Annotated in this window: 8 protein-coding genes, 11 tRNA genes and 7 rRNA genes; 18 read left to right on the top strand and 8 right to left on the bottom strand. The window is 46.1% G+C overall.

Annotated elements, in window-relative coordinates:
* Positions 1 to 35 precede the first annotated feature (35 nt).
* A complete protein-coding gene (locus OC193_RS13675) occupies positions 36 to 485 on the bottom strand; it encodes a DNA polymerase III subunit chi (protein WP_048659254.1) in 450 nt (149 codons plus the stop codon).
* 99 nt (positions 486 to 584) lie between these two features.
* Complete coding sequence (pepA, locus tag OC193_RS13670; protein ID WP_017058936.1) at positions 585 to 2,105, bottom strand: leucyl aminopeptidase; 1,521 nt, start codon at positions 2,103 to 2,105, stop codon at positions 585 to 587.
* Between the two features lie 192 nt (positions 2,106 to 2,297).
* On the opposite strand from pepA, the gene lptF reads away from it, so the two are divergent.
* Positions 2,298 to 3,398, top strand: coding sequence for an LPS export ABC transporter permease LptF (gene lptF / locus OC193_RS13665; protein WP_048659253.1), 1,101 nt, complete (start codon positions 2,298 to 2,300; stop codon positions 3,396 to 3,398).
* A gap of 3 nt (positions 3,399 to 3,401) precedes the next feature.
* Positions 3,402 to 4,472 carry an LPS export ABC transporter permease LptG gene (gene lptG, locus OC193_RS13660; RefSeq protein WP_048659252.1) on the top strand — a complete coding sequence of 357 codons (1,071 nt, stop codon included), beginning with the start codon at positions 3,402 to 3,404 and terminating at the stop codon, positions 4,470 to 4,472.
* Between the two features lie 64 nt (positions 4,473 to 4,536).
* On the opposite strand, the gene OC193_RS13655 is transcribed toward lptG, so the two are convergent.
* A complete protein-coding gene (locus tag OC193_RS13655; RefSeq protein ID WP_048659251.1) occupies positions 4,537 to 5,013 on the bottom strand; it encodes an RDD family protein in 477 nt (158 codons plus the stop codon).
* A gap of 194 nt (positions 5,014 to 5,207) precedes the next feature.
* Between OC193_RS13655 and OC193_RS13650 the strand changes: the two genes are divergently transcribed.
* From OC193_RS13650 to OC193_RS13575, 16 genes are all read left to right on the top strand, one after another.
* Positions 5,208 to 5,292: transfer RNA gene (locus OC193_RS13650), tRNA-Leu, on the top strand.
* 245 nt (positions 5,293 to 5,537) lie between these two features.
* Positions 5,538 to 5,945 (top strand): VOC family protein, encoded by a 408-nt coding sequence (locus tag OC193_RS13645; RefSeq protein WP_048659250.1) that lies wholly within the window; start codon positions 5,538 to 5,540, stop codon positions 5,943 to 5,945.
* Between the two features lie 83 nt (positions 5,946 to 6,028).
* Positions 6,029 to 7,282 carry an HD-GYP domain-containing protein gene (locus OC193_RS13640; protein WP_048659249.1) on the top strand — a complete coding sequence of 418 codons (1,254 nt, stop codon included), beginning with the start codon at positions 6,029 to 6,031 and terminating at the stop codon, positions 7,280 to 7,282.
* A 582-nt stretch (positions 7,283 to 7,864) separates the two neighbouring features.
* A 16S ribosomal RNA gene (locus OC193_RS13635) occupies positions 7,865 to 9,419 on the top strand.
* A 65-nt stretch (positions 9,420 to 9,484) separates the two neighbouring features.
* Positions 9,485 to 9,560 (top strand) — tRNA-Glu (locus OC193_RS13630).
* A gap of 331 nt (positions 9,561 to 9,891) precedes the next feature.
* Positions 9,892 to 12,784, top strand: a 23S ribosomal RNA gene (locus OC193_RS13625).
* A 130-nt stretch (positions 12,785 to 12,914) separates the two neighbouring features.
* A 5S ribosomal RNA gene (gene rrf, locus OC193_RS13620) occupies positions 12,915 to 13,030 on the top strand.
* Positions 13,031 to 13,408: 378 nt separating this feature from the next.
* Positions 13,409 to 14,963: ribosomal RNA gene (locus tag OC193_RS13615) — 16S ribosomal RNA — on the top strand.
* Positions 14,964 to 15,030: 67 nt separating this feature from the next.
* A tRNA-Ile gene (locus OC193_RS13610) sits at positions 15,031 to 15,107 on the top strand.
* A 14-nt stretch (positions 15,108 to 15,121) separates the two neighbouring features.
* Positions 15,122 to 15,197: transfer RNA gene (locus OC193_RS13605), tRNA-Ala, on the top strand.
* Positions 15,198 to 15,527: 330 nt separating this feature from the next.
* A 23S ribosomal RNA gene (locus OC193_RS13600) occupies positions 15,528 to 18,421 on the top strand.
* Between the two features lie 130 nt (positions 18,422 to 18,551).
* Positions 18,552 to 18,667, top strand: a 5S ribosomal RNA gene (rrf, locus tag OC193_RS13595).
* Between the two features lie 75 nt (positions 18,668 to 18,742).
* Positions 18,743 to 18,819 (top strand) — tRNA-Thr (locus tag OC193_RS13590).
* A gap of 41 nt (positions 18,820 to 18,860) precedes the next feature.
* Positions 18,861 to 18,976, top strand: a 5S ribosomal RNA gene (rrf, locus tag OC193_RS13585).
* The 16S, 23S and 5S rRNA genes sit together here with 5 tRNA genes alongside, the layout of an rRNA operon.
* Before the next feature lie 30 nt (positions 18,977 to 19,006).
* A tRNA-Asp gene (locus OC193_RS13580) sits at positions 19,007 to 19,083 on the top strand.
* Positions 19,084 to 20,020: 937 nt separating this feature from the next.
* Positions 20,021 to 20,416: a DUF2391 family protein gene (locus tag OC193_RS13575; RefSeq protein ID WP_017060180.1), complete on the top strand. Its 396-nt coding sequence runs from the start codon at positions 20,021 to 20,023 to the stop codon at positions 20,414 to 20,416.
* Positions 20,417 to 20,760: 344 nt separating this feature from the next.
* On the opposite strand, the gene OC193_RS13570 is transcribed toward OC193_RS13575, so the two are convergent.
* From OC193_RS13570 to OC193_RS13550, 5 genes are all read right to left on the bottom strand, one after another.
* A tRNA-Asn gene (locus OC193_RS13570) sits at positions 20,761 to 20,836 on the bottom strand.
* A 29-nt stretch (positions 20,837 to 20,865) separates the two neighbouring features.
* Positions 20,866 to 20,941: transfer RNA gene (locus tag OC193_RS13565), tRNA-Thr, on the bottom strand.
* Positions 20,942 to 20,977: 36 nt separating this feature from the next.
* Positions 20,978 to 21,053, bottom strand: a tRNA-Asn gene (locus tag OC193_RS13560).
* A gap of 24 nt (positions 21,054 to 21,077) precedes the next feature.
* Positions 21,078 to 21,153 (bottom strand) — tRNA-Thr (locus tag OC193_RS13555).
* A 56-nt stretch (positions 21,154 to 21,209) separates the two neighbouring features.
* Positions 21,210 to 21,285, bottom strand: a tRNA-Phe gene (locus OC193_RS13550).
* Positions 21,286 to 21,463: the final 178 nt, after the last annotated feature.

The following is a 21,463-nucleotide window of genomic DNA, read 5'->3' as shown; positions in this document are numbered from 1 at the left end:
CTAAATCCAAAGATAGCTTTAACTATGAGGTTTGACTATGGATGTTGAATCTCGATCGTCTGTAGCTGATATCCAGCCTGACGGTAAATTTTATACCTTTCTCGAGCGAGTTGCTTAGCTTTTTCTTCGCAAGGGACGAAGTCTATCACCTGAGCAAAGGCGTTCGCAAAGGTTGTATGATTATCGGCCAGATTAATTACTAGCTGACGATTCCAATTATGTTTTACGCCTTGATAGCCAATTTCGATGTTGGTTGAATACTTTGGGCCTTCGCCAACCAAGTTGTGCGCAATAAACTCACTGGGTTCGACTTGCCACAAAACTTCAGCAATACGCTCGGCATGTTCTTTGTCATTACAGTTGAGATAAAGCTTAGCGCCTTGTTTCGCAAAGTGCTGAGCAAGAAACAGCACATAGTGAGCAAAACCATCTTCGCTGGCTTGCGGACTGTCTGAAGGCACAATGTAAAATGTAGCAGTCTGCATACTTAATACTCGAACTGAAAATCGTGGATATCAATGTTACTCGGTTAACAGGATCTAACAAATAGCGCTTATTAAAAAAGGGCCCGTAGGCCCTTTTTATTATTTTGAAGATTGCTCTTCAGTCTCTTGGCCGCTGCGGTTCAATAAGAATTGGACTAGCATTGAGACAGGACGACCTGTCGAGCCTTTCGCTGCGCCTGACTTCCAAGCTGTACCAGCACTATCGATGTGTGCCCAGTGGTACTTCTTAGTGAATTTAGACAGGAAGCAACCAGCAGTAATTGTGCCGCCAGGACGGCCGCCGATGTTCGCCATATCAGCGAACGGGCTGTTTAGCTGCTCATGGTACTCGTCTGCCATAGGTAGACGCCATGCTCGGTCACTTGCTTGCTCAGAAGCATTAACAAGTTCGTGAGAAAGCGGGTTGTGGTTCGATAGAACGCCACTGATGTGGTGACCTAGAGCGATAACACATGCGCCAGTTAGCGTAGCAACATCGACAACACAATCTGGTTCAAAACGCTCAACGTAAGTTAGAGCATCACATAGAACCAAGCGACCTTCAGCATCAGTGTTTAGTACTTCAACCGTTTGGCCTGACATTGTCGTTAGGATATCACCTGGACGGTAAGCATTGCTGCCTGGCATGTTTTCACAACCTGCTAGGATACCAACCACGTTAATAGGTAAGTTCAGTTTAGCCAATGCTTTCATTGTACCGAATACTGACGCCGCACCACACATGTCGTACTTCATCTCATCCATACCTTCACCAGGCTTAAGCGAGATGCCGCCTGAATCGAAAGTCAGACCTTTACCGACTAATACAATCGGCTTCGCATCTGGATCCGGAGCGCCTTTGTATTCCATGATAGACATCATAGATTCATTTTTAGAGCCACGGCCTACAGCTAGGTATGATGTCATACCCAGTTTTTCCATCTCTTCTTCGCCAATGATCTTAGTCTTCACTGTCTCGTAATCGTCAGCTAAACGACGAGCTTGAGAAGCAAGATAAGCAGGGTTTGCGATGTTTGGTGGCATGTTGCCTAAATCTTTAGACGCTTTTACACCTGAAGCAATAGCAAGGCCGTGAGAAATAGCTTTCTCACCCAGGCTCAATTCGCGGCGTGTTGGTACGTTGAATACCAATTTACGTAGTGGGCGACGAGTCTCTGGTTTGTTGCTCTTGAATTGGTCGAATGTGTAAAGACCATCTTTAGTCGCTTCTACTGCTTGGCGAACTTTCCAATAAGTGTCGCGACCTTTAACGTGAAGTTCTGTAAGGAAACATACTGCTTCCATAGAACCTGTTTCGTTTAGTGTGCTGATGGTTTTTTGGATAATTTCTTTGTATTGACGCTCGCCTAGCTCACGTTCTTTACCACAGCCTACCAGTAGAACACGTTCTGAAAGTACACCAGGTACTTGATGCAGTAGTAGCATCTGGCCAGGTTTACCCTCTAGATCACCGCGACGAAGCAGTGAACTAATGTAGCCATCGCTAATCTTATCTAATTGCTCGGCTACTGGAGAAAGGCGGCGCGGTTCGAATACACCGACAACGATACATGCGCTGCGCTGTTTCTCTGGGCTGCCACTTTTTACACTGAACTCCATGCGTACTCCTACATCCTGAAGACAAATCGAACTAAATGTTAGATAATGGGTTCTTACTTGTTGGATCCTATAATGGAACTAACCTTAAAGAAGAACGCTAACACTTAGCTAAAAATTTAAAAAAATAAAAGGTTCAACGGGAAATTATAGTGATTCAATCAAAAAAACAAGTTTTGTATAGGTAATTTGAGCGTGATTATTGTTAGATATTTGATCCGCGAGACAATCAAGAGCCAATTTGCGATCTTTTTTGTTCTCTTTCTCGTGTTTCTCAGCCAAAAATTCATCAGTGTTTTAGCGGACGCCTCTGATGGTGATATCCCCGCGAGTCTTATATTGTCGATTGTTGGCTTAAATATGCCAGCGATGGGCCTATTGATGCTTCCTCTCAGTATCTATATTGGTATTTTGCTGACTTTTGGCCGCCTTTACGCCGAAAGTGAAATTGTGGTGATGAACGCCACCGGTATTGGTAATAAATTCCTGATTCAATCTGCACTTTACTTAGCTTTAATTACCGCAACGGTTGCCGCTTTTAACTCATTTTGGTTGTCTCCTTGGTCACAAGACAAAGTTGAACAAATGTATGAAGAAGTAGCCGCAGAGAACAGCGTTGATTTGCTACCAAAAGGTAAGTTTGAAGGCACGCCGGATGGTTCTTCTGTGGTGTTTATCGATGATATTGACGGCAATAAATTAGAAAATGTGTTCGTTGCTCAAATGCGCCCACGTGACTCAGTACTGCCAAGTGTGATGTTCTCGAAGTCGGGAGATGTAAAAGAACTCAGCGATGGTCGCCAAGTTATCGTGATGTACGATGGCACTCGTCATGAAGGTGTGCCTACACGCCTTGATTATATGGTGACACACTTTGAAGAATACGAAGGCCTGATCGGTCAACGTGAAGTTGAGAAGAAAGGTCGAGACTGGGAAGCTATCCCGACACTTGACCTTATCGGTAACCCGAATAATAGCGCGAAAGCTGAATTGCAATGGCGTATTTCTTTGGTACTTTGTATTCCATTGTTGACCATGCTTGTCGTGCCGCTGTCTGCGGTAAACCCTCGCCAAGGTCGTTTTGCGAAAATCGGCCCAGCAATACTGATTTATCTCACCTATTTCTTAGCAATCAGTGCAACTAAATCTTCAATTGAAGAGGGAAGCATTCCTGCGGTAATCGGCATGTGGCCAATCAATGCGTTGTTGTTATTTGTCGCGATTGGTGCAAACTTTATGGATAGCGTGCCAGTAAGGCGTTTGAAAGAAAAATTCAAGAATAAGAGGTTGGCTTAAGCCGTGTTTAAGATTCTCGATTTATATATAGGCAGAACCATCATCGCAACGACGTCACTGGTATTGGTGACGTTTGTTGGTCTCTCTGGGATCATCAAGTATGTAGAACAGCTGAGAAAAGTTGGCCGTGGTACATACGATCTATTACAAGCGCTGTACTTTGTTTTACTGAGTATCCCTCGTGATATCGAAATGTTCTTTCCAATGGCTGCATTGCTTGGCGCCTTGATTGGGCTTGGTATGCTTGCTGCGAGTTCTGAGCTGGTAGTTATGCAGGCCGCTGGTTTCTCTAAGTTAGATATCGGCCTATCGGTACTTAAAACCGCTATTCCACTGATGATCGTGGTGACACTACTTGGTCAGTGGGGCGCACCGCAAGCGCAGAAAATGGCTCGTGATTTAAGAACTATTTCCATTGCTGGTGGTAATATTATCTCGACGCAAAGTGGTGTGTGGGCTCGTGATGCGAATGACTTCATCTTCATTGTCAAAATCGATGATCAGAAGCTATATGGAATGAACATGTGGCGCTTTGATGAAAATAAGGCACTTAAGACCGCTATTTACTCTGACGAAGTTGATTACGTTGGAGATAACGTGTGGACGATGAAGGATGTCGAGATAACGTCTTTTGAAAACGAACTTCAAATTACCAAAGAAAGTCTACCGACATACTCATGGAAGACATCACTTGCTCCAGATAAGCTTGCGATTGTAACGGTTAAGCCAGAAGAGCTCTCTTTAAGTGGTTTGTATGATTATGTTTCCTACCTTAAAGCGTCGGAGCAAGATGCATCACGTTATGAACTGGCATTGTGGAGGAAGATAACTCAGCCAATTTCGATCGCGGTTATGATGCTGATGGCACTGTCGTTTATCTTTGGTCCTTTGCGTAGTGTGACCATGGGGGCGAGAATACTGTCAGGTGTTATTGCTGGCTTTACCTTCTATATATCCAGTGAGTTTTTTGGCCCTGTGAGTTTGGTTTATCAGATACCGCCCGCCTTTGGCGCAATCGCCCCGAGCGTGGTGTTCCTTGGAATTGCCATCATGCTCTTGAGGCGAAAACTGTAAATAGAAAAAAGGAAGGCATAACGCCTTCCTTTTTTGATCTTGATTGGAGCTAACTTAAATCACGCTATCTTGCTTGTGGTAACACAACGACTTCGGTCTTTGCCCAGATATCGTGAAAGCCACGTTTTTGAGGATCGAATGGCACACATAGGTTTGCCAATCCAAAACCTGAAGTACCTAAGCGAATTAGCGCCTGAGTTACTGTGATAGCTGAGCCATCTTTGTTTTGAACGCGCAGTTTCCAAGCTCTCATACCGAGAGTTTGACCAGCTCTAGTCCAGAAAAATACAAAGAAATAGACCCAAACGGCCACTAAGTAAAAGGTGTATGCAGGGCTCCAAATCGGATGGTTGGTTAAGAAGTCACTAACATCGGCATAACCGCTGTGGTTAAAAATGCCGAGAGCCATGAGCGCGTGCAGTAGAGCGACAATGACGCCAGCCGCCAACATTTCAATAGCGATTACGATCAGAGCGTCATAGAACAAGGCACCAAATCGGCGCATGACTCCTGCTGGTGGCAGAGTGTTTGTTGATGTCATGTGTTATTACTTCTTTAAAAATTGAGGCGTCAGAATATAGTTTAAGGCTTAGCCTGAAAAGAGACATGACGCACAGCTTATGACTTAGTGGCGAAATTATCGGCAAACACACATGAATTCAAGTTTTTATACTTGCCACATCAGTTCGCATACGTATAATGCCAAACATCGAAAGGGCAATGCCCCAAGATAATGCCGGTATGGTGAAATTGGTATACACGACGGATTCAAAATCCGTTGCCTTCGGGCGTGGCGGTTCAAGTCCGCCTACCGGTACCATATTTAGATAAAGCCCTGATCAGAAATGGTCGGGGCTTTGTTGTATCTTGAGTATGGAAAACGTTGCCTCGCGGTAGCGGCAGGAATGCTTGTCCAATCAGTCAGATCTTGTTGTTTCATTCCTAAATCTCGCAGTTTCACTTCGTAATTTCATTTCCTAATAAATTAATCATCTTAAATCATACTGTTACCTGTCATTCCTTCTTCTATTGTCTATGTTTAAGTAAATAACAGAGGAGAGAGATATGCTGACAGTAACCCCTTACTTGTTTTTTGACGGTCGTTGTAGTGAAGCGTTGGATTTTTATCATAAGTGTTTCGGCGGTGTGGTTTTATCGAAGCAACTTTTTAGTGATGCACCACAAGTAATAGAGGGAGCTCAACCTGATTGGGTCATGCATGCTGAGTTCGAAGCATTTGGTATGAAGCTGATGATGTCTGATGGTGTTAAGGCAAAAGAGCTAGAAGGGAACAACCTAGCGCTATCTCTTGTAACTGAAGACACTGCGACTCAAGAGCACATCTTTGAAAAGCTAAAGCAAGATGGACGAGTAATGACGCCGTTAGCGGATACTTTTTGGGGCGCTCGGTTTGGTAAGGTTGAAGATAAGTTTGGAATACGCTGGATGGTGCATTGCGATTCTTTAAATTGAACCTGTGAAATTGGATAGTGAAATTGCTGCTTGGTTTTATTAGAATTATAAGTAGAGATTATTAATCAATATTATATATAAAAATGGGCAGCATAAAGATTACCGTAGATCGCATTCAGCCCGGTCTGCATATACGACTCCCCGTAAAATGGAATGAACACCCATTTTTATTCAACAGTTTTAAAATCAAAGATGACGCCCAAGTAAAGGTAATTCGACATCTTGGGATTAAGCACGTCTATATAAACTTGAATCAAAGCGATACATCCCCTCTACCTGCTAACCATGTGATTGAGCAAGAAGCCGATACTGATTTACAAGTAAGTCTTGAAGCGGAAAGAATGTGGAAAGATAAGCATGAACGTATCGAAACTTTAAGCTCTTATCGTCGCAGAGTGAGTCATTGCGAGAAAGAGTTCGAACGTTCGCTGGCCCGAATGCGCTCTGTGATGACCAAGATCCGTAACCGACCTTTAGATGCAGTAGGGGAGGTAAAAGCTCTGGTTGATGACATTGTCGAAACATTAGTAAGCGATGATAACGTCACATTGCACCTTATGAATGCTAAAGCTGATTTTGAAGACATCTACTTTCATACATTGAATGTTTCTGTTGTCGCGCTGATGATAGGTAAAGCTAAAGGTTACAATACGCAGCAATTAAAAGATCTTTCCTTCGCAGCGTTGTTCCACGATGTAGGCAAAATCAAAATACCAGTCGCTATATTAAGAAAGCAGAGTGCGCTTACGGTACCAGAAGAGAACTACTTAAAGCTTCACACTAAATATGGTGCAGATATTGTTTCAACAATTGATGACTTTCCTGAAAGGGCCAAAAAGGTGATTGCTCAACATCATGAGATGAATGATGGTTCTGGTTATCCCGAAGGCTTAGAAGAAGATGAGATAGATGAATTTGCCAAGATAGTCGCAGTGGCTAATGCATTTGATAACCTTTGCCATGGTAAAACGCAATCTCAACAAATGATCCCGTATCTGGCACTGTCCCATTTATATAAAAGCTGCAAGCATTTATATAGCCAAGATAACTTGGGGCTATTAGTTAAGTTTATGGGAGTCTACCCACCAGGAACCGTAGTACAGCTTTCAAATGATTCGATTGGGGTTGTGATATCCGTTAACGCTAAACATATGCTTTATCCAAATGTACTTATCTATGATCCTAGCGTGCCAAGAACCCAAGCTCCGATTATTGACCTCTTTATTAAAGAGATAAAAATCGTCAATGCCGTTCATCCAAGTAAATTACCGGAACAAGTGAGAGAGTATCTAAACCCAAGAGCTCGTTTATCTTATTTTTTTGATAACGGGGAGTAGTTATCCACAAGGTGTTGTGGGTAATTTGTTCGAAACTTGGGGTGAAAATGGTATAAATAAGCCCTTGGTTGAAATATCTCCGCTTAACCTCTTTTTTCAATAAAAAACACATTTAATGCTTGCCAATAAGAGCGGCATCTCTATAATGCCGCCTCACTGACACGGTAGACGCCACAAGGCTTCAGCGCAGAATGTTAGTAAAGGCAACTAGCTTTGAGTGATTATTCGCTCCTACTTTTAGAAAGTAGAAATTAATTCCAAATAAGTGTTTGACACTGAGAATTAAGTCGCTAGAATGGCCGCCTCTTCCGAAGTGATGTAAGTCACAACGAAGAGAAGCTCTTTAACAATTTAAACCTATCAATCTGTGTGGGCACTCGTTGATGAATATCAAAACGTTATTACTTAGGTAATAGCAGTTACTTCGGTAACAAAATTGATTTCAATGAACTGAGTGACCAATACGTTTAACTACTTGTAGTTATTCGGCACAGTCAATTCATTATCTTTCTGTTGGAAAGATAATAGCTTTAAAATTACATAGTAGTTTTGAAGTCAGTATTCGTTGAGTCACAAAATCTTAAATTGAAGAGTTTGATCATGGCTCAGATTGAACGCTGGCGGCAGGCCTAACACATGCAAGTCGAGCGGAAACGACACTAACAATCCTTCGGGTGCGTTAATGGGCGTCGAGCGGCGGACGGGTGAGTAATGCCTAGGAAATTGCCTTGATGTGGGGGATAACCATTGGAAACGATGGCTAATACCGCATAATGCCTACGGGCCAAAGAGGGGGACCTTCGGGCCTCTCGCGTCAAGATATGCCTAGGTGGGATTAGCTAGTTGGTGAGGTAATGGCTCACCAAGGCGACGATCCCTAGCTGGTCTGAGAGGATGATCAGCCACACTGGAACTGAGACACGGTCCAGACTCCTACGGGAGGCAGCAGTGGGGAATATTGCACAATGGGCGAAAGCCTGATGCAGCCATGCCGCGTGTATGAAGAAGGCCTTCGGGTTGTAAAGTACTTTCAGTTGTGAGGAAGGGGGTAGCGTTAATAGCGCTATCTCTTGACGTTAGCAACAGAAGAAGCACCGGCTAACTCCGTGCCAGCAGCCGCGGTAATACGGAGGGTGCGAGCGTTAATCGGAATTACTGGGCGTAAAGCGCATGCAGGTGGTTCATTAAGTCAGATGTGAAAGCCCGGGGCTCAACCTCGGAACTGCATTTGAAACTGGTGAACTAGAGTACTGTAGAGGGGGGTAGAATTTCAGGTGTAGCGGTGAAATGCGTAGAGATCTGAAGGAATACCAGTGGCGAAGGCGGCCCCCTGGACAGATACTGACACTCAGATGCGAAAGCGTGGGGAGCAAACAGGATTAGATACCCTGGTAGTCCACGCCGTAAACGATGTCTACTTGGAGGTTGTGGCCTTGAGCCGTGGCTTTCGGAGCTAACGCGTTAAGTAGACCGCCTGGGGAGTACGGTCGCAAGATTAAAACTCAAATGAATTGACGGGGGCCCGCACAAGCGGTGGAGCATGTGGTTTAATTCGATGCAACGCGAAGAACCTTACCTACTCTTGACATCCAGAGAAGCCAGCGGAGACGCAGGTGTGCCTTCGGGAGCTCTGAGACAGGTGCTGCATGGCTGTCGTCAGCTCGTGTTGTGAAATGTTGGGTTAAGTCCCGCAACGAGCGCAACCCTTATCCTTGTTTGCCAGCGAGTAATGTCGGGAACTCCAGGGAGACTGCCGGTGATAAACCGGAGGAAGGTGGGGACGACGTCAAGTCATCATGGCCCTTACGAGTAGGGCTACACACGTGCTACAATGGCGCATACAGAGGGCAGCAAGCTAGCGATAGTGAGCGAATCCCAAAAAGTGCGTCGTAGTCCGGATTGGAGTCTGCAACTCGACTCCATGAAGTCGGAATCGCTAGTAATCGTGAATCAGAATGTCACGGTGAATACGTTCCCGGGCCTTGTACACACCGCCCGTCACACCATGGGAGTGGGCTGCAAAAGAAGTGGGTAGTTTAACCTTTCGGGGAGGACGCTCACCACTTTGTGGTTCATGACTGGGGTGAAGTCGTAACAAGGTAGCCCTAGGGGAACCTGGGGCTGGATCACCTCCTTATACGAAGATATTCACGATAAGTGTCCACACAGATTGATATGTTTAAACAGTTAAGAGCAACCTATGTCCCGTTCGTCTAGAGGCCTAGGACACCGCCCTTTCACGGCGGTAACAGGGGTTCGACTCCCCTACGGGATACCATCTTTAAGCGCATTTATTTAAGTGTCTTTAAAAATGGTTCATTTATTGAATCAAGCTCTTTAACAATTTGGAAAGCTGACTGATTGATTACTTACGAGTAATTCAATCAAATTTAAAAGTTCTCAATGTTTACCTTTATGGTAAACACAACAAACACATTCAAGTGTCTTGGCTTTTTGTCTTCACTTTTTAAAAGTGGAAATAAAGAGTGATTCAAACTTAGTTTGAATCGAAATTGAGTCCGGCAAACAGTCATTGAGAATTAACCCTTCTTAATGACAACCAAAAACCTTGGTTAGTTGCCATACGCTAAGACCCTTTCGGGTTGTATGGTTAAGTGACTAAGCGTACACGGTGGATGCCTTGGCAGTCAGAGGCGATGAAAGGCGTAATAACTTGCGATAAGCCCAGATTAGGTAGTAATAACCTTTTGAGTCTGGGATTCCTGAATGGGGAAACCCACTTACATAAGTAAGTATCCTGTTGTGAATACATAGCAACAGGAGGCAAACCGGGGGAACTGAAACATCTAAGTACCCCGAGGAAGAGAAATCAACCGAGATTCCGAAAGTAGCGGCGAGCGAAATTGGATTAGCCCTTAAGCTTTTAATGAGACAGATGAAGGCTCTGGAAAGTGCCGCAATAAAGGGTGATAGCCCCGTAATCGACATCTCATCATCAGTGAAAACGAGTAGGGCGGGACACGTGATATCCTGTCTGAATATGGGGGGACCATCCTCCAAGGCTAAATACTACTGACTGACCGATAGTGAACCAGTACCGTGAGGGAAAGGCGAAAAGAACCCCTGTGAGGGGAGTGAAATAGAACCTGAAACCGTGTACGTACAAGCAGTAGGAGCACCTTCGTGGTGTGACTGCGTACCTTTTGTATAATGGGTCAGCGACTTAATTTTAGTAGCAAGGTTAACCGTTTAGGGGAGCCGTAGGGAAACCGAGTCTTAACTGGGCGTACAGTTGCTAGGATTAGACCCGAAACCAGGTGATCTAGCCATGGGCAGGTTGAAGGTTGAGTAACATCAACTGGAGGACCGAACCGACTAATGTTGAAAAATTAGCGGATGACTTGTGGCTAGGGGTGAAAGGCCAATCAAACCTGGAGATAGCTGGTTCTCCCCGAAAGCTATTTAGGTAGCGCCTCGGACGAATACTACTGGGGGTAGAGCACTGTTAAGGCTAGGGGGTCATCCCGACTTACCAACCCTTTGCAAACTCCGAATACCAGTAAGTACTATCCGGGAGACACACGGCGGGTGCTAACGTCCGTCGTGGAGAGGGAAACAACCCAGACCGCCAGCTAAGGTCCCAAAGTATAGCTAAGTGGGAAACGATGTGGGAAGGCTCAGACAGCCAGGATGTTGGCTTAGAAGCAGCCATCATTTAAAGAAAGCGTAATAGCTCACTGGTCGAGTCGGCCTGCGCGGAAGATGTAACGGGGCTAAGCTATACACCGAAGCTGCGGCTACGTACCTTAGGGTATGTGGGGTAGGGGAGCGTTCTGTAAGCCGTTGAAGGTGGTCTGTAAGGGCTGCTGGAGGTATCAGAAGTGCGAATGCTGACATGAGTAACGATAAAGGGAGTGAAAAACTCCCTCGCCGGAAGACCAAGGGTTCCTGTCCAACGTTAATCGGGGCAGGGTAAGTCGACTCCTAAGGCGAGGCCGAAAGGCGTAGTCGATGGGAAACGGGTTAATATTCCCGTACTTCTTACAATTGCGATGGGGGGACGGAGAAGGCTAGGTGGGCCTGGCGACGGTTGTCCAGGTTCAAGTATGTAGGCGGAAGGTTTAGGTAAATCCGGACTTTCTTAACGCTGAGATACGATGTCGAGCTACTACGGTAGTGAAGTCATTGATGCCATGCTTCCAGGAAAAGCCTCTAAGCTTCAGATTGTAAGGAATCGTACCCCAAACCGACACAGGTGGTCGGGTAGAGAATACCAAGGCGCTTGAGAGAACTCGGGTGAAGGAACTAGGCAAAATGGTACCGTAACTTCGGGAGAAGGTACGCTCTTATCAGTGAAGTCCCTTGCGGATGGAGCAGACGAGAGTCGCAGATACCAGGTGGCTGCAACTGTTTATTAAAAACACAGCACTGTGCAAAATCGTAAGATGACGTATACGGTGTGACGCCTGCCCGGTGCCGGAAGGTTAATTGATGGGGTTAGACTTCGGTCGAAGCTCTTGATCGAAGCCCCGGTAAACGGCGGCCGTAACTATAACGGTCCTAAGGTAGCGAAATTCCTTGTCGGGTAAGTTCCGACCTGCACGAATGGCGTAATGATGGCCACGCTGTCTCCACCCGAGACTCAGTGAAATTGAAATCGCTGTGAAGATGCAGTGTACCCGCGGCTAGACGGAAAGACCCCGTGAACCTTTACTACAGCTTGGCACTGAACATTGAACCTACATGTGTAGGATAGGTGGGAGACTTTGAAACCGCGTCGCTAGATGTGGTGGAGTCGTCCTTGAAATACCACCCTTGTAGTTTTGATGTTCTAACGTTGGTCCCTGAATCGGGATTACGGACAGTGCCTGGTGGGTAGTTTGACTGGGGCGGTCTCCTCCCAAAGAGTAACGGAGGAGCACGAAGGTGGGCTAAACACGGTTGGACATCGTGTGGTTAGTGCAATGGCATAAGCCCGCTTGACTGCGAGAATGACAATTCGAGCAGGTGCGAAAGCAGGTCATAGTGATCCGGTGGTTCTGAATGGAAGGGCCATCGCTCAACGGATAAAAGGTACTCCGGGGATAACAGGCTGATACCGCCCAAGAGTTCATATCGACGGCGGTGTTTGGCACCTCGATGTCGGCTCATCACATCCTGGGGCTGAAGTCGGTCCCAAGGGTATGGCTGTTCGCCATTTAAAGTGGTACGCGAGCTGGGTTTAGAACGTCGTGAGACAGTTCGGTCCCTATCTGCCGTGGGCGTTGGAAAATTGAAAGGGGCTGCTCCTAGTACGAGAGGACCGGAGTGGACGAACCTCTGGTGTTCGGGTTGTCATGCCAATGGCATTGCCCGGTAGCTAAGTTCGGAATCGATAACCGCTGAAAGCATCTAAGCGGGAAGCGAGCCTTGAGATGAGTTTTCCCTGGCGCTATAAGCGTCCTAAAGGGTTGTCGTAGACTACGACGTTGATAGGCAGGGTGTGTAAGTGCTGCGAGGCATTGAGCTAACCTGTACTAATTGCCCGTGAGGCTTAACCATACAACACCCAAGGGGTTTTGTGGATTCAATAGAAATACCAAACGCTTGAATGAGTTTGAAGAGAATTTAACAGCTTTCCAGATTATTTTGCCTTCAGTTTTTTAAAAACTGAAAGTAAAAGCAAAATTTGCTTGGCGACCATAGCATTGTGGACCCACCTGATTCCATGCCGAACTCAGAAGTGAAACACAATAGCGCCGATGGTAGTGTGGGGCTTCCCCATGTGAGAGTAGGACATCGCCAGGCTTTAATTTCGACTTTGTCTACAAAGTAGACAAGTCACCATAGAGTTCTAAGTTTTCTTAGTATTTTATGTTGACTTTCAAAGTAGAAAGCGTATTATACGCGTCCTGCTTGAGTGCTAAGGCACTGAAAGCAAAGCTCTTTAACAATTTAAACCTATCAATCTGTGTGGGCACTCGTTGATGAATATCAAAACGTTTTATCGTTAGATAAAATAGATTCTTCGGAATCAAAATTGATTTCAATGAACTGAGTGACCAATACGTTTAACTACTTGTAGTTATTCGGCACAGTCAATTCATTATCATTCTGTTGGAATGGTAATAGCTTTAAAATTACATAGTAGTTTTGAAGTCAGTATTCGTTGAGTCACAAAATCTTAAATTGAAGAGTTTGATCATGGCTCAGATTGAACGCTGGCGGCAGGCCTAACACATGCAAGTCGAGCGGAAACGACACTAACAATCCTTCGGGTGCGTTAATGGGCGTCGAGCGGCGGACGGGTGAGTAATGCCTAGGAAATTGCCTTGATGTGGGGGATAACCATTGGAAACGATGGCTAATACCGCATAATGCCTACGGGCCAAAGAGGGGGACCTTCGGGCCTCTCGCGTCAAGATATGCCTAGGTGGGATTAGCTAGTTGGTGAGGTAATGGCTCACCAAGGCGACGATCCCTAGCTGGTCTGAGAGGATGATCAGCCACACTGGAACTGAGACACGGTCCAGACTCCTACGGGAGGCAGCAGTGGGGAATATTGCACAATGGGCGAAAGCCTGATGCAGCCATGCCGCGTGTATGAAGAAGGCCTTCGGGTTGTAAAGTACTTTCAGTTGTGAGGAAGGGGGTAGCGTTAATAGCGCTATCTCTTGACGTTAGCAACAGAAGAAGCACCGGCTAACTCCGTGCCAGCAGCCGCGGTAATACGGAGGGTGCGAGCGTTAATCGGAATTACTGGGCGTAAAGCGCATGCAGGTGGTTCATTAAGTCAGATGTGAAAGCCCGGGGCTCAACCTCGGAACTGCATTTGAAACTGGTGAACTAGAGTACTGTAGAGGGGGGTAGAATTTCAGGTGTAGCGGTGAAATGCGTAGAGATCTGAAGGAATACCAGTGGCGAAGGCGGCCCCCTGGACAGATACTGACACTCAGATGCGAAAGCGTGGGGAGCAAACAGGATTAGATACCCTGGTAGTCCACGCCGTAAACGATGTCTACTTGGAGGTTGTGGCCTTGAGCCGTGGCTTTCGGAGCTAACGCGTTAAGTAGACCGCCTGGGGAGTACGGTCGCAAGATTAAAACTCAAATGAATTGACGGGGGCCCGCACAAGCGGTGGAGCATGTGGTTTAATTCGATGCAACGCGAAGAACCTTACCTACTCTTGACATCCAGAGAAGCCAGCGGAGACGCAGGTGTGCCTTCGGGAGCTCTGAGACAGGTGCTGCATGGCTGTCGTCAGCTCGTGTTGTGAAATGTTGGGTTAAGTCCCGCAACGAGCGCAACCCTTATCCTTGTTTGCCAGCGAGTAATGTCGGGAACTCCAGGGAGACTGCCGGTGATAAACCGGAGGAAGGTGGGGACGACGTCAAGTCATCATGGCCCTTACGAGTAGGGCTACACACGTGCTACAATGGCGCATACAGAGGGCAGCAAGCTAGCGATAGTGAGCGAATCCCAAAAAGTGCGTCGTAGTCCGGATTGGAGTCTGCAACTCGACTCCATGAAGTCGGAATCGCTAGTAATCGTAGATCAGAATGCTACGGTGAATACGTTCCCGGGCCTTGTACACACCGCCCGTCACACCATGGGAGTGGGCTGCAAAAGAAGTGGGTAGTTTAACCTTTCGGGGAGGACGCTCACCACTTTGTGGTTCATGACTGGGGTGAAGTCGTAACAAGGTAGCCCTAGGGGAACCTGGGGCTGGATCACCTCCTTATACGAAGATATTCACGATAAGTGTCCACACAGATTGATTAGGTTTAGAAAAGTTAAGAGACGATATTGGGTCTGTAGCTCAGCTGGTTAGAGCGCTCGCCTGATAAGCGGGAGGTCGGTGGTTCAAGTCCACTCAGACCCACCAATATCGACCTAGATGGGGCTATAGCTCAGCTGGGAGAGCGCCTGCCTTGCACGCAGGAGGTCTGCGGTTCGATCCCGCATAGCTCCACCATCTTTAAGGGTTTTTCCCTAAGAATCTTTAAAAATGGTTTCGAAAGAAATCAAGCTCTTTAACAATTTGGAAAGCTGACTGATTGATTACTTACGAGTAATTCAATCAAATTTAAAAGTTCTCAATGTTTACCTTTATGGTAAACACAACAAACACATTCAAGTGTCTTGGCTTTTTGTCTTCACTTTTTAAAAGTGGAAATAAAGAGTGATTCAAACTTAGTTTGAATCGAAATTGAGTCCGGCAAACAGTCATTGAGAATTAACCCTTCTTAATGACAACCAAAAACCTTGGTTAGTTGCCATACGCTAAGACCCTTTCGGGTTGTATGGTTAAGTGACTAAGCGTACACGGTGGATGCCTTGGCAGTCAGAGGCGATGAAAGGCGTAATAACTTGCGATAAGCCCAGATTAGGTAGTAATAACCTTTTGAGTCTGGGATTCCTGAATGGGGAAACCCACTTACATAAGTAAGTATCCTGTTGTGAATACATAGCAACAGGAGGCAAACCGGGGGAACTGAAACATCTAAGTACCCCGAGGAAGAGAAATCAACCGAGATTCCGAAAGTAGCGGCGAGCGAAATTGGATTAGCCCTTAAGCTTTTAATGAGACAGATGAAGGCTCTGGAAAGTGCCGCAATAAAGGGTGATAGCCCCGTAATCGACATCTCATCATCAGTGAAAACGAGTAGGGCGGGACACGTGATATCCTGTCTGAATATGGGGGGACCATCCTCCAAGGCTAAATACTACTGACTGACCGATAGTGAACCAGTACCGTGAGGGAAAGGCGAAAAGAACCCCTGTGAGGGGAGTGAAATAGAACCTGAAACCGTGTACGTACAAGCAGTAGGAGCACCTTCGTGGTGTGACTGCGTACCTTTTGTATAATGGGTCAGCGACTTAATTTTAGTAGCAAGGTTAACCGTTTAGGGGAGCCGTAGGGAAACCGAGTCTTAACTGGGCGTACAGTTGCTAGGATTAGACCCGAAACCAGGTGATCTAGCCATGGGCAGGTTGAAGGTTGAGTAACATCAACTGGAGGACCGAACCGACTAATGTTGAAAAATTAGCGGATGACTTGTGGCTAGGGGTGAAAGGCCAATCAAACCTGGAGATAGCTGGTTCTCCCCGAAAGCTATTTAGGTAGCGCCTCGGACGAATACTACTGGGGGTAGAGCACTGTTAAGGCTAGGGGGTCATCCCGACTTACCAACCCTTTGCAAACTCCGAATACCAGTAAGTACTATCCGGGAGACACACGGCGGGTGCTAACGTCCGTCGTGGAGAGGGAAACAACCCAGACCGCCAGCTAAGGTCCCAAAGTATAGCTAAGTGGGAAACGATGTGGGAAGGCTCAGACAGCCAGGATGTTGGCTTAGAAGCAGCCATCATTTAAAGAAAGCGTAATAGCTCACTGGTCGAGTCGGCCTGCGCGGAAGATGTAACGGGGCTAAGCTATACACCGAAGCTGCGGCTACGTACCTTAGGGTATGTGGGGTAGGGGAGCGTTCTGTAAGCCGTTGAAGGTGGTCTGTAAGGGCTGCTGGAGGTATCAGAAGTGCGAATGCTGACATGAGTAACGATAAAGGGAGTGAAAAACTCCCTCGCCGGAAGACCAAGGGTTCCTGTCCAACGTTAATCGGGGCAGGGTAAGTCGACTCCTAAGGCGAGGCCGAAAGGCGTAGTCGATGGGAAACGGGTTAATATTCCCGTACTTCTTACAATTGCGATGGGGGGACGGAGAAGGCTAGGTGGGCCTGGCGACGGTTGTCCAGGTTCAAGTACGTAGGCGGGTGGTTTAGGTAAATCCGGACCGCTACTAACGCTGAGATACGATGTCGAGCTACTACGGTAGTGAAGTCATTGATGCCATGCTTCCAGGAAAAGCCTCTAAGCTTCAGATTGTAAGGAATCGTACCCCAAACCGACACAGGTGGTCGGGTAGAGAATACCAAGGCGCTTGAGAGAACTCGGGTGAAGGAACTAGGCAAAATGGTACCGTAACTTCGGGAGAAGGTACGCTCTTATCAGTGAAGTCCCTTGCGGATGGAGCAGACGAGAGTCGCAGATACCAGGTGGCTGCAACTGTTTATTAAAAACACAGCACTGTGCAAAATCGTAAGATGACGTATACGGTGTGACGCCTGCCCGGTGCCGGAAGGTTAATTGATGGGGTTAGACTTCGGTCGAAGCTCTTGATCGAAGCCCCGGTAAACGGCGGCCGTAACTATAACGGTCCTAAGGTAGCGAAATTCCTTGTCGGGTAAGTTCCGACCTGCACGAATGGCGTAATGATGGCCACGCTGTCTCCACCCGAGACTCAGTGAAATTGAAATCGCTGTGAAGATGCAGTGTACCCGCGGCTAGACGGAAAGACCCCGTGAACCTTTACTACAGCTTGGCACTGAACATTGAACCTACATGTGTAGGATAGGTGGGAGACTTTGAAACCGCGTCGCTAGATGTGGTGGAGTCGTCCTTGAAATACCACCCTTGTAGTTTTGATGTTCTAACGTTGGTCCCTGAATCGGGATTACGGACAGTGCCTGGTGGGTAGTTTGACTGGGGCGGTCTCCTCCCAAAGAGTAACGGAGGAGCACGAAGGTGGGCTAAACACGGTTGGACATCGTGTGGTTAGTGCAATGGCATAAGCCCGCTTGACTGCGAGAATGACAATTCGAGCAGGTGCGAAAGCAGGTCATAGTGATCCGGTGGTTCTGAATGGAAGGGCCATCGCTCAACGGATAAAAGGTACTCCGGGGATAACAGGCTGATACCGCCCAAGAGTTCATATCGACGGCGGTGTTTGGCACCTCGATGTCGGCTCATCACATCCTGGGGCTGAAGTCGGTCCCAAGGGTATGGCTGTTCGCCATTTAAAGTGGTACGCGAGCTGGGTTTAGAACGTCGTGAGACAGTTCGGTCCCTATCTGCCGTGGGCGTTGGAAAATTGAAAGGGGCTGCTCCTAGTACGAGAGGACCGGAGTGGACGAACCTCTGGTGTTCGGGTTGTCATGCCAATGGCATTGCCCGGTAGCTAAGTTCGGAATCGATAACCGCTGAAAGCATCTAAGCGGGAAGCGAGCCTTGAGATGAGTTTTCCCTGGCGCTATAAGCGTCCTAAAGGGTTGTCGTAGACTACGACGTTGATAGGCAGGGTGTGTAAGTGCTGCGAGGCATTGAGCTAACCTGTACTAATTGCCCGTGAGGCTTAACCATACAACACCCAAGGGGTTTTGTGGATTCAATAGAAATACCAAACGCTTGAATGAGTTTGAAGAGAATTTAACAGCTTTCCAGATTATTTTGCCTTCAGTTTTTTAAAAACTGAAAGTAAAAGCAAAATTTGCTTGGCGACCATAGCATTGTGGACCCACCTGATTCCATGCCGAACTCAGAAGTGAAACACAATAGCGCCGATGGTAGTGTGGGGCTTCCCCATGTGAGAGTAGGACATCGCCAGGCTTTAAATTTATTTTCACTTTTTTAAAAAGTGAAGACAAAAAGTTTTCAGAATCGTTTTTAAACGATATTTGAATTGCTGATATAGCTCAGCCCGGTAGAGCGCACCCTTGGTAAGGGTGAGGTCCCCAGTTCGAGTCTGGGTATCAGCACCATATTTAGTTGATTTGATTATTTAAGTTAACAACAGAATTTGTTTGACGACCATAGCATTGTGGACCCACCTGATTCCATGTCGAACTCAGAAGTGAAACACAATAGCGCCGATGGTAGTGTGGGGCTTCCCCATGTGAGAGTAGGACATCGTCAGGCTCAAATTGCTTTAAGCTGAATAGACACTGCGGAGTGGTAGTTCAGTTGGTTAGAATACCGGCCTGTCACGCCGGGGGTCGCGGGTTCGAGTCCCGTCCACTCCGCCACTTATTAGAAAGCCTAGTCTTACGACTAGGCTTTCGCCGTTTCTGGGTGTTGATAATTTGGTCTTTGACCAAGGAGTCCCGGTCGGCTACGACCCAGTCACTCCATTACTTATAAGAAGCCTCGCTAGAAATAACGGGGCTTTTTTGCATCTAAATCATAGTGCTTCGCACGTCAGTCGAATAACTTGCACAAAAGACTTTCCTGTAGCCTACGTGTTACCCAAACCCAAACCCAAACCCTACGATTAGGGTGACATCATTTCTGACTCCATTTGTGAGTTGGCACTAGCATGACTTCAAACGCGGCTGAGTGCTCAAACACTCGAGCTATACGACGTTGTAAGTTAGGTTCATGAGACTGTTCTAATCAGCATATCCATTTCAATACCTGAGGCTCTATAAGCCTTACAACTCATCCTACGTGCCCTGCGTTTGTGGATGTTTGCTTTATCAAGTTCAAGTATTAGCTAACAGCCCTTCGTCTACGAAACCTGATTTCTGTTCTATCTATGAATCTAGAGGGTAGTTCTGATGTGTAATTAGGAATCCATCATGGATGTTTCTGCTAAGAACACTATAGCCCTTAATGAGTCGACTTAATGCATTAAGCTTAAACCACTATTAATTGTATTGATCACCCAACCGGATTGAGATTCTCTGGTTCTAAGTGTAGGTCCTTAGGGGATGTTTACCGGTCTCTCTTCGACTCTGATGTGTTTGTTGACTCGACATGAATCTGTTGTGTTGACCACTTTACTCTGAGCATATTGATTTCTTGCTGGTTAGTTCAAGCTATGTTTTGGCTATTGCGACTAATATGAAATTAGAAAGGTCATTACTGTTTACTTGGTAGGAAGAAAATCCCTCAAGCCATCGGCGGATAGTTTTGTGATTATTTTAAGAAATAGATAAAGCCTTAAACCTAGTGGGTCGAACTATGAAATTGAGTTTTAACTTTGAAGATGCGAGCCAGATCTTTGTGGGATCTTTTGCTTTGGCCGTGCCAATTTCTTTTTCTGAAGAGGCTTGGAAGTTAGGGGAGACTTTACCTACCGCTAATCTATTGCTGTTATTTTTACTGTCTGCGGTGTTCTTAGGCTTCTATACGTATGAGAGTGTCTTTCAAAAAGATGTTGTTGCACGGTTGCCGGTGTTTATTTTCAGAATAGTTATTGCTTATGTTATGACGGCCTTGGTCGTTGCTTTGGTACTGACTTGCTTGGACAAATTACCTCTATTGAGTGATCCTGTTGTATCGATCAAAAGAGTGATTGTTATTTCAATGCCAGCCTCTATGGGCGCTATTGTAGTGGATAGTTTTGATAAAGAGTGACTTGTGTATCATTTGGATTGAAGCGCCTTACAGAGCTTTTCTAGAGCTTATTTGATTTGTTATTTAGCTTTCTCATTTCTAGGCTTAGCATTGATTTTTTCAGCCGATCTTCTCAATAATAAAATGAGTAGTAACGTACTATGAGTGATTCTTACGTGAATGTGTCGTTTGTTGTTGGACGATTTTGAAGGGAGTTAAGTGGCGAAGATTTGTAGCTTTGGATGGATATAAAAACGGTTGGTTTTTGAATTGAATATGATATTTGAAATGTGAGGGTAGTTGTATTGAGAAGTTATGATCTTTAGATGCAAAAAAGCCGCATCAATGATGCGGCTTTTTTTAATTGGCTCCCCTTGCAAGACTTGAACTTGCGACATACGGATTAACAGTCCGCCGTTCTACCAACTGAACTAAAGGGGAATTGATTGTTTAGTCTCTAATCAAGAGAATGGTGCCGACTACCGGAATCGAACTGGTGACCTACTGATTACAAGTCAGTTGCTCTACCTACTGAGCTAAGTCGGCATCATGAATCAAAAAGCTTATGCTTGATGATTAACTTGGCTCCCCTTGCAAGACTTGAACTTGCGACATACGGATTAACAGTCCGCCGTTCTACCAACTGAACTAAAGGGGAATTATTCTTAAAGCTTTAAAGAAATGGTGCCGACTACCGGAGTCGAACTGGTGACCTACTGATTACAAGTCAGTTGCTCTACCTACTGAGCTAAGTCGGCACATAATATTTCTTTGTGCTTTACTGTTGTTGTCTAGGACACCAACAAATAAATTGTGGTGCCCGGAGGCGGAATCGAACCACCGACACGAGGATTTTCAATCCTCTGCTCTACCGACTGAGCTATCCGGGCGACGAGGTGTATTAAACGTGTTTTCGCGTTCTGGGTCAACATTAAATTGCAAAAAAAGTATCGTTTGATGTTTTTCTATACTTAGTGGGTTGTTTTTGCTCATTTGGGGTGAAAAACCTAGGTCTAGCATGCCCTAAAAGATAGTAAAACTACGGTTAACTACACTGAATGGGCGCCG

It is taken from the genome of Vibrio crassostreae (assembly GCF_024347415.1).
Taxonomy (GTDB): domain Bacteria; phylum Pseudomonadota; class Gammaproteobacteria; order Enterobacterales; family Vibrionaceae; genus Vibrio; species Vibrio crassostreae.
The sequence above is the reverse complement of the archived record's forward strand: the minus strand, read 5'-3'. Positions and strand labels throughout refer to the sequence as shown.

Excerpts from the sequence above, each read along its gene's own strand:
- OC193_RS13675 (WP_048659254.1), bottom strand. The coding sequence starts at position 485 with ATGCAGACTGCTACATTTTACATTGTGCCTTCAGACAGTCCGCAAGCC.
- pepA (WP_017058936.1), bottom strand. The coding sequence starts at position 2,105 with ATGGAGTTCAGTGTAAAAAGTGGCAGCCCAGAGAAACAGCGCAGCGCA.
- OC193_RS13655 (WP_048659251.1), bottom strand. The coding sequence starts at position 5,013 with ATGACATCAACAAACACTCTGCCACCAGCAGGAGTCATGCGCCGATTT.
- OC193_RS13645 (WP_048659250.1), top strand. The coding sequence starts at position 5,538 with ATGCTGACAGTAACCCCTTACTTGTTTTTTGACGGTCGTTGTAGTGAA.
- OC193_RS13640 (WP_048659249.1), top strand. The coding sequence starts at position 6,029 with ATGGGCAGCATAAAGATTACCGTAGATCGCATTCAGCCCGGTCTGCAT.
- OC193_RS13575 (WP_017060180.1), top strand. The coding sequence starts at position 20,021 with ATGAAATTGAGTTTTAACTTTGAAGATGCGAGCCAGATCTTTGTGGGA.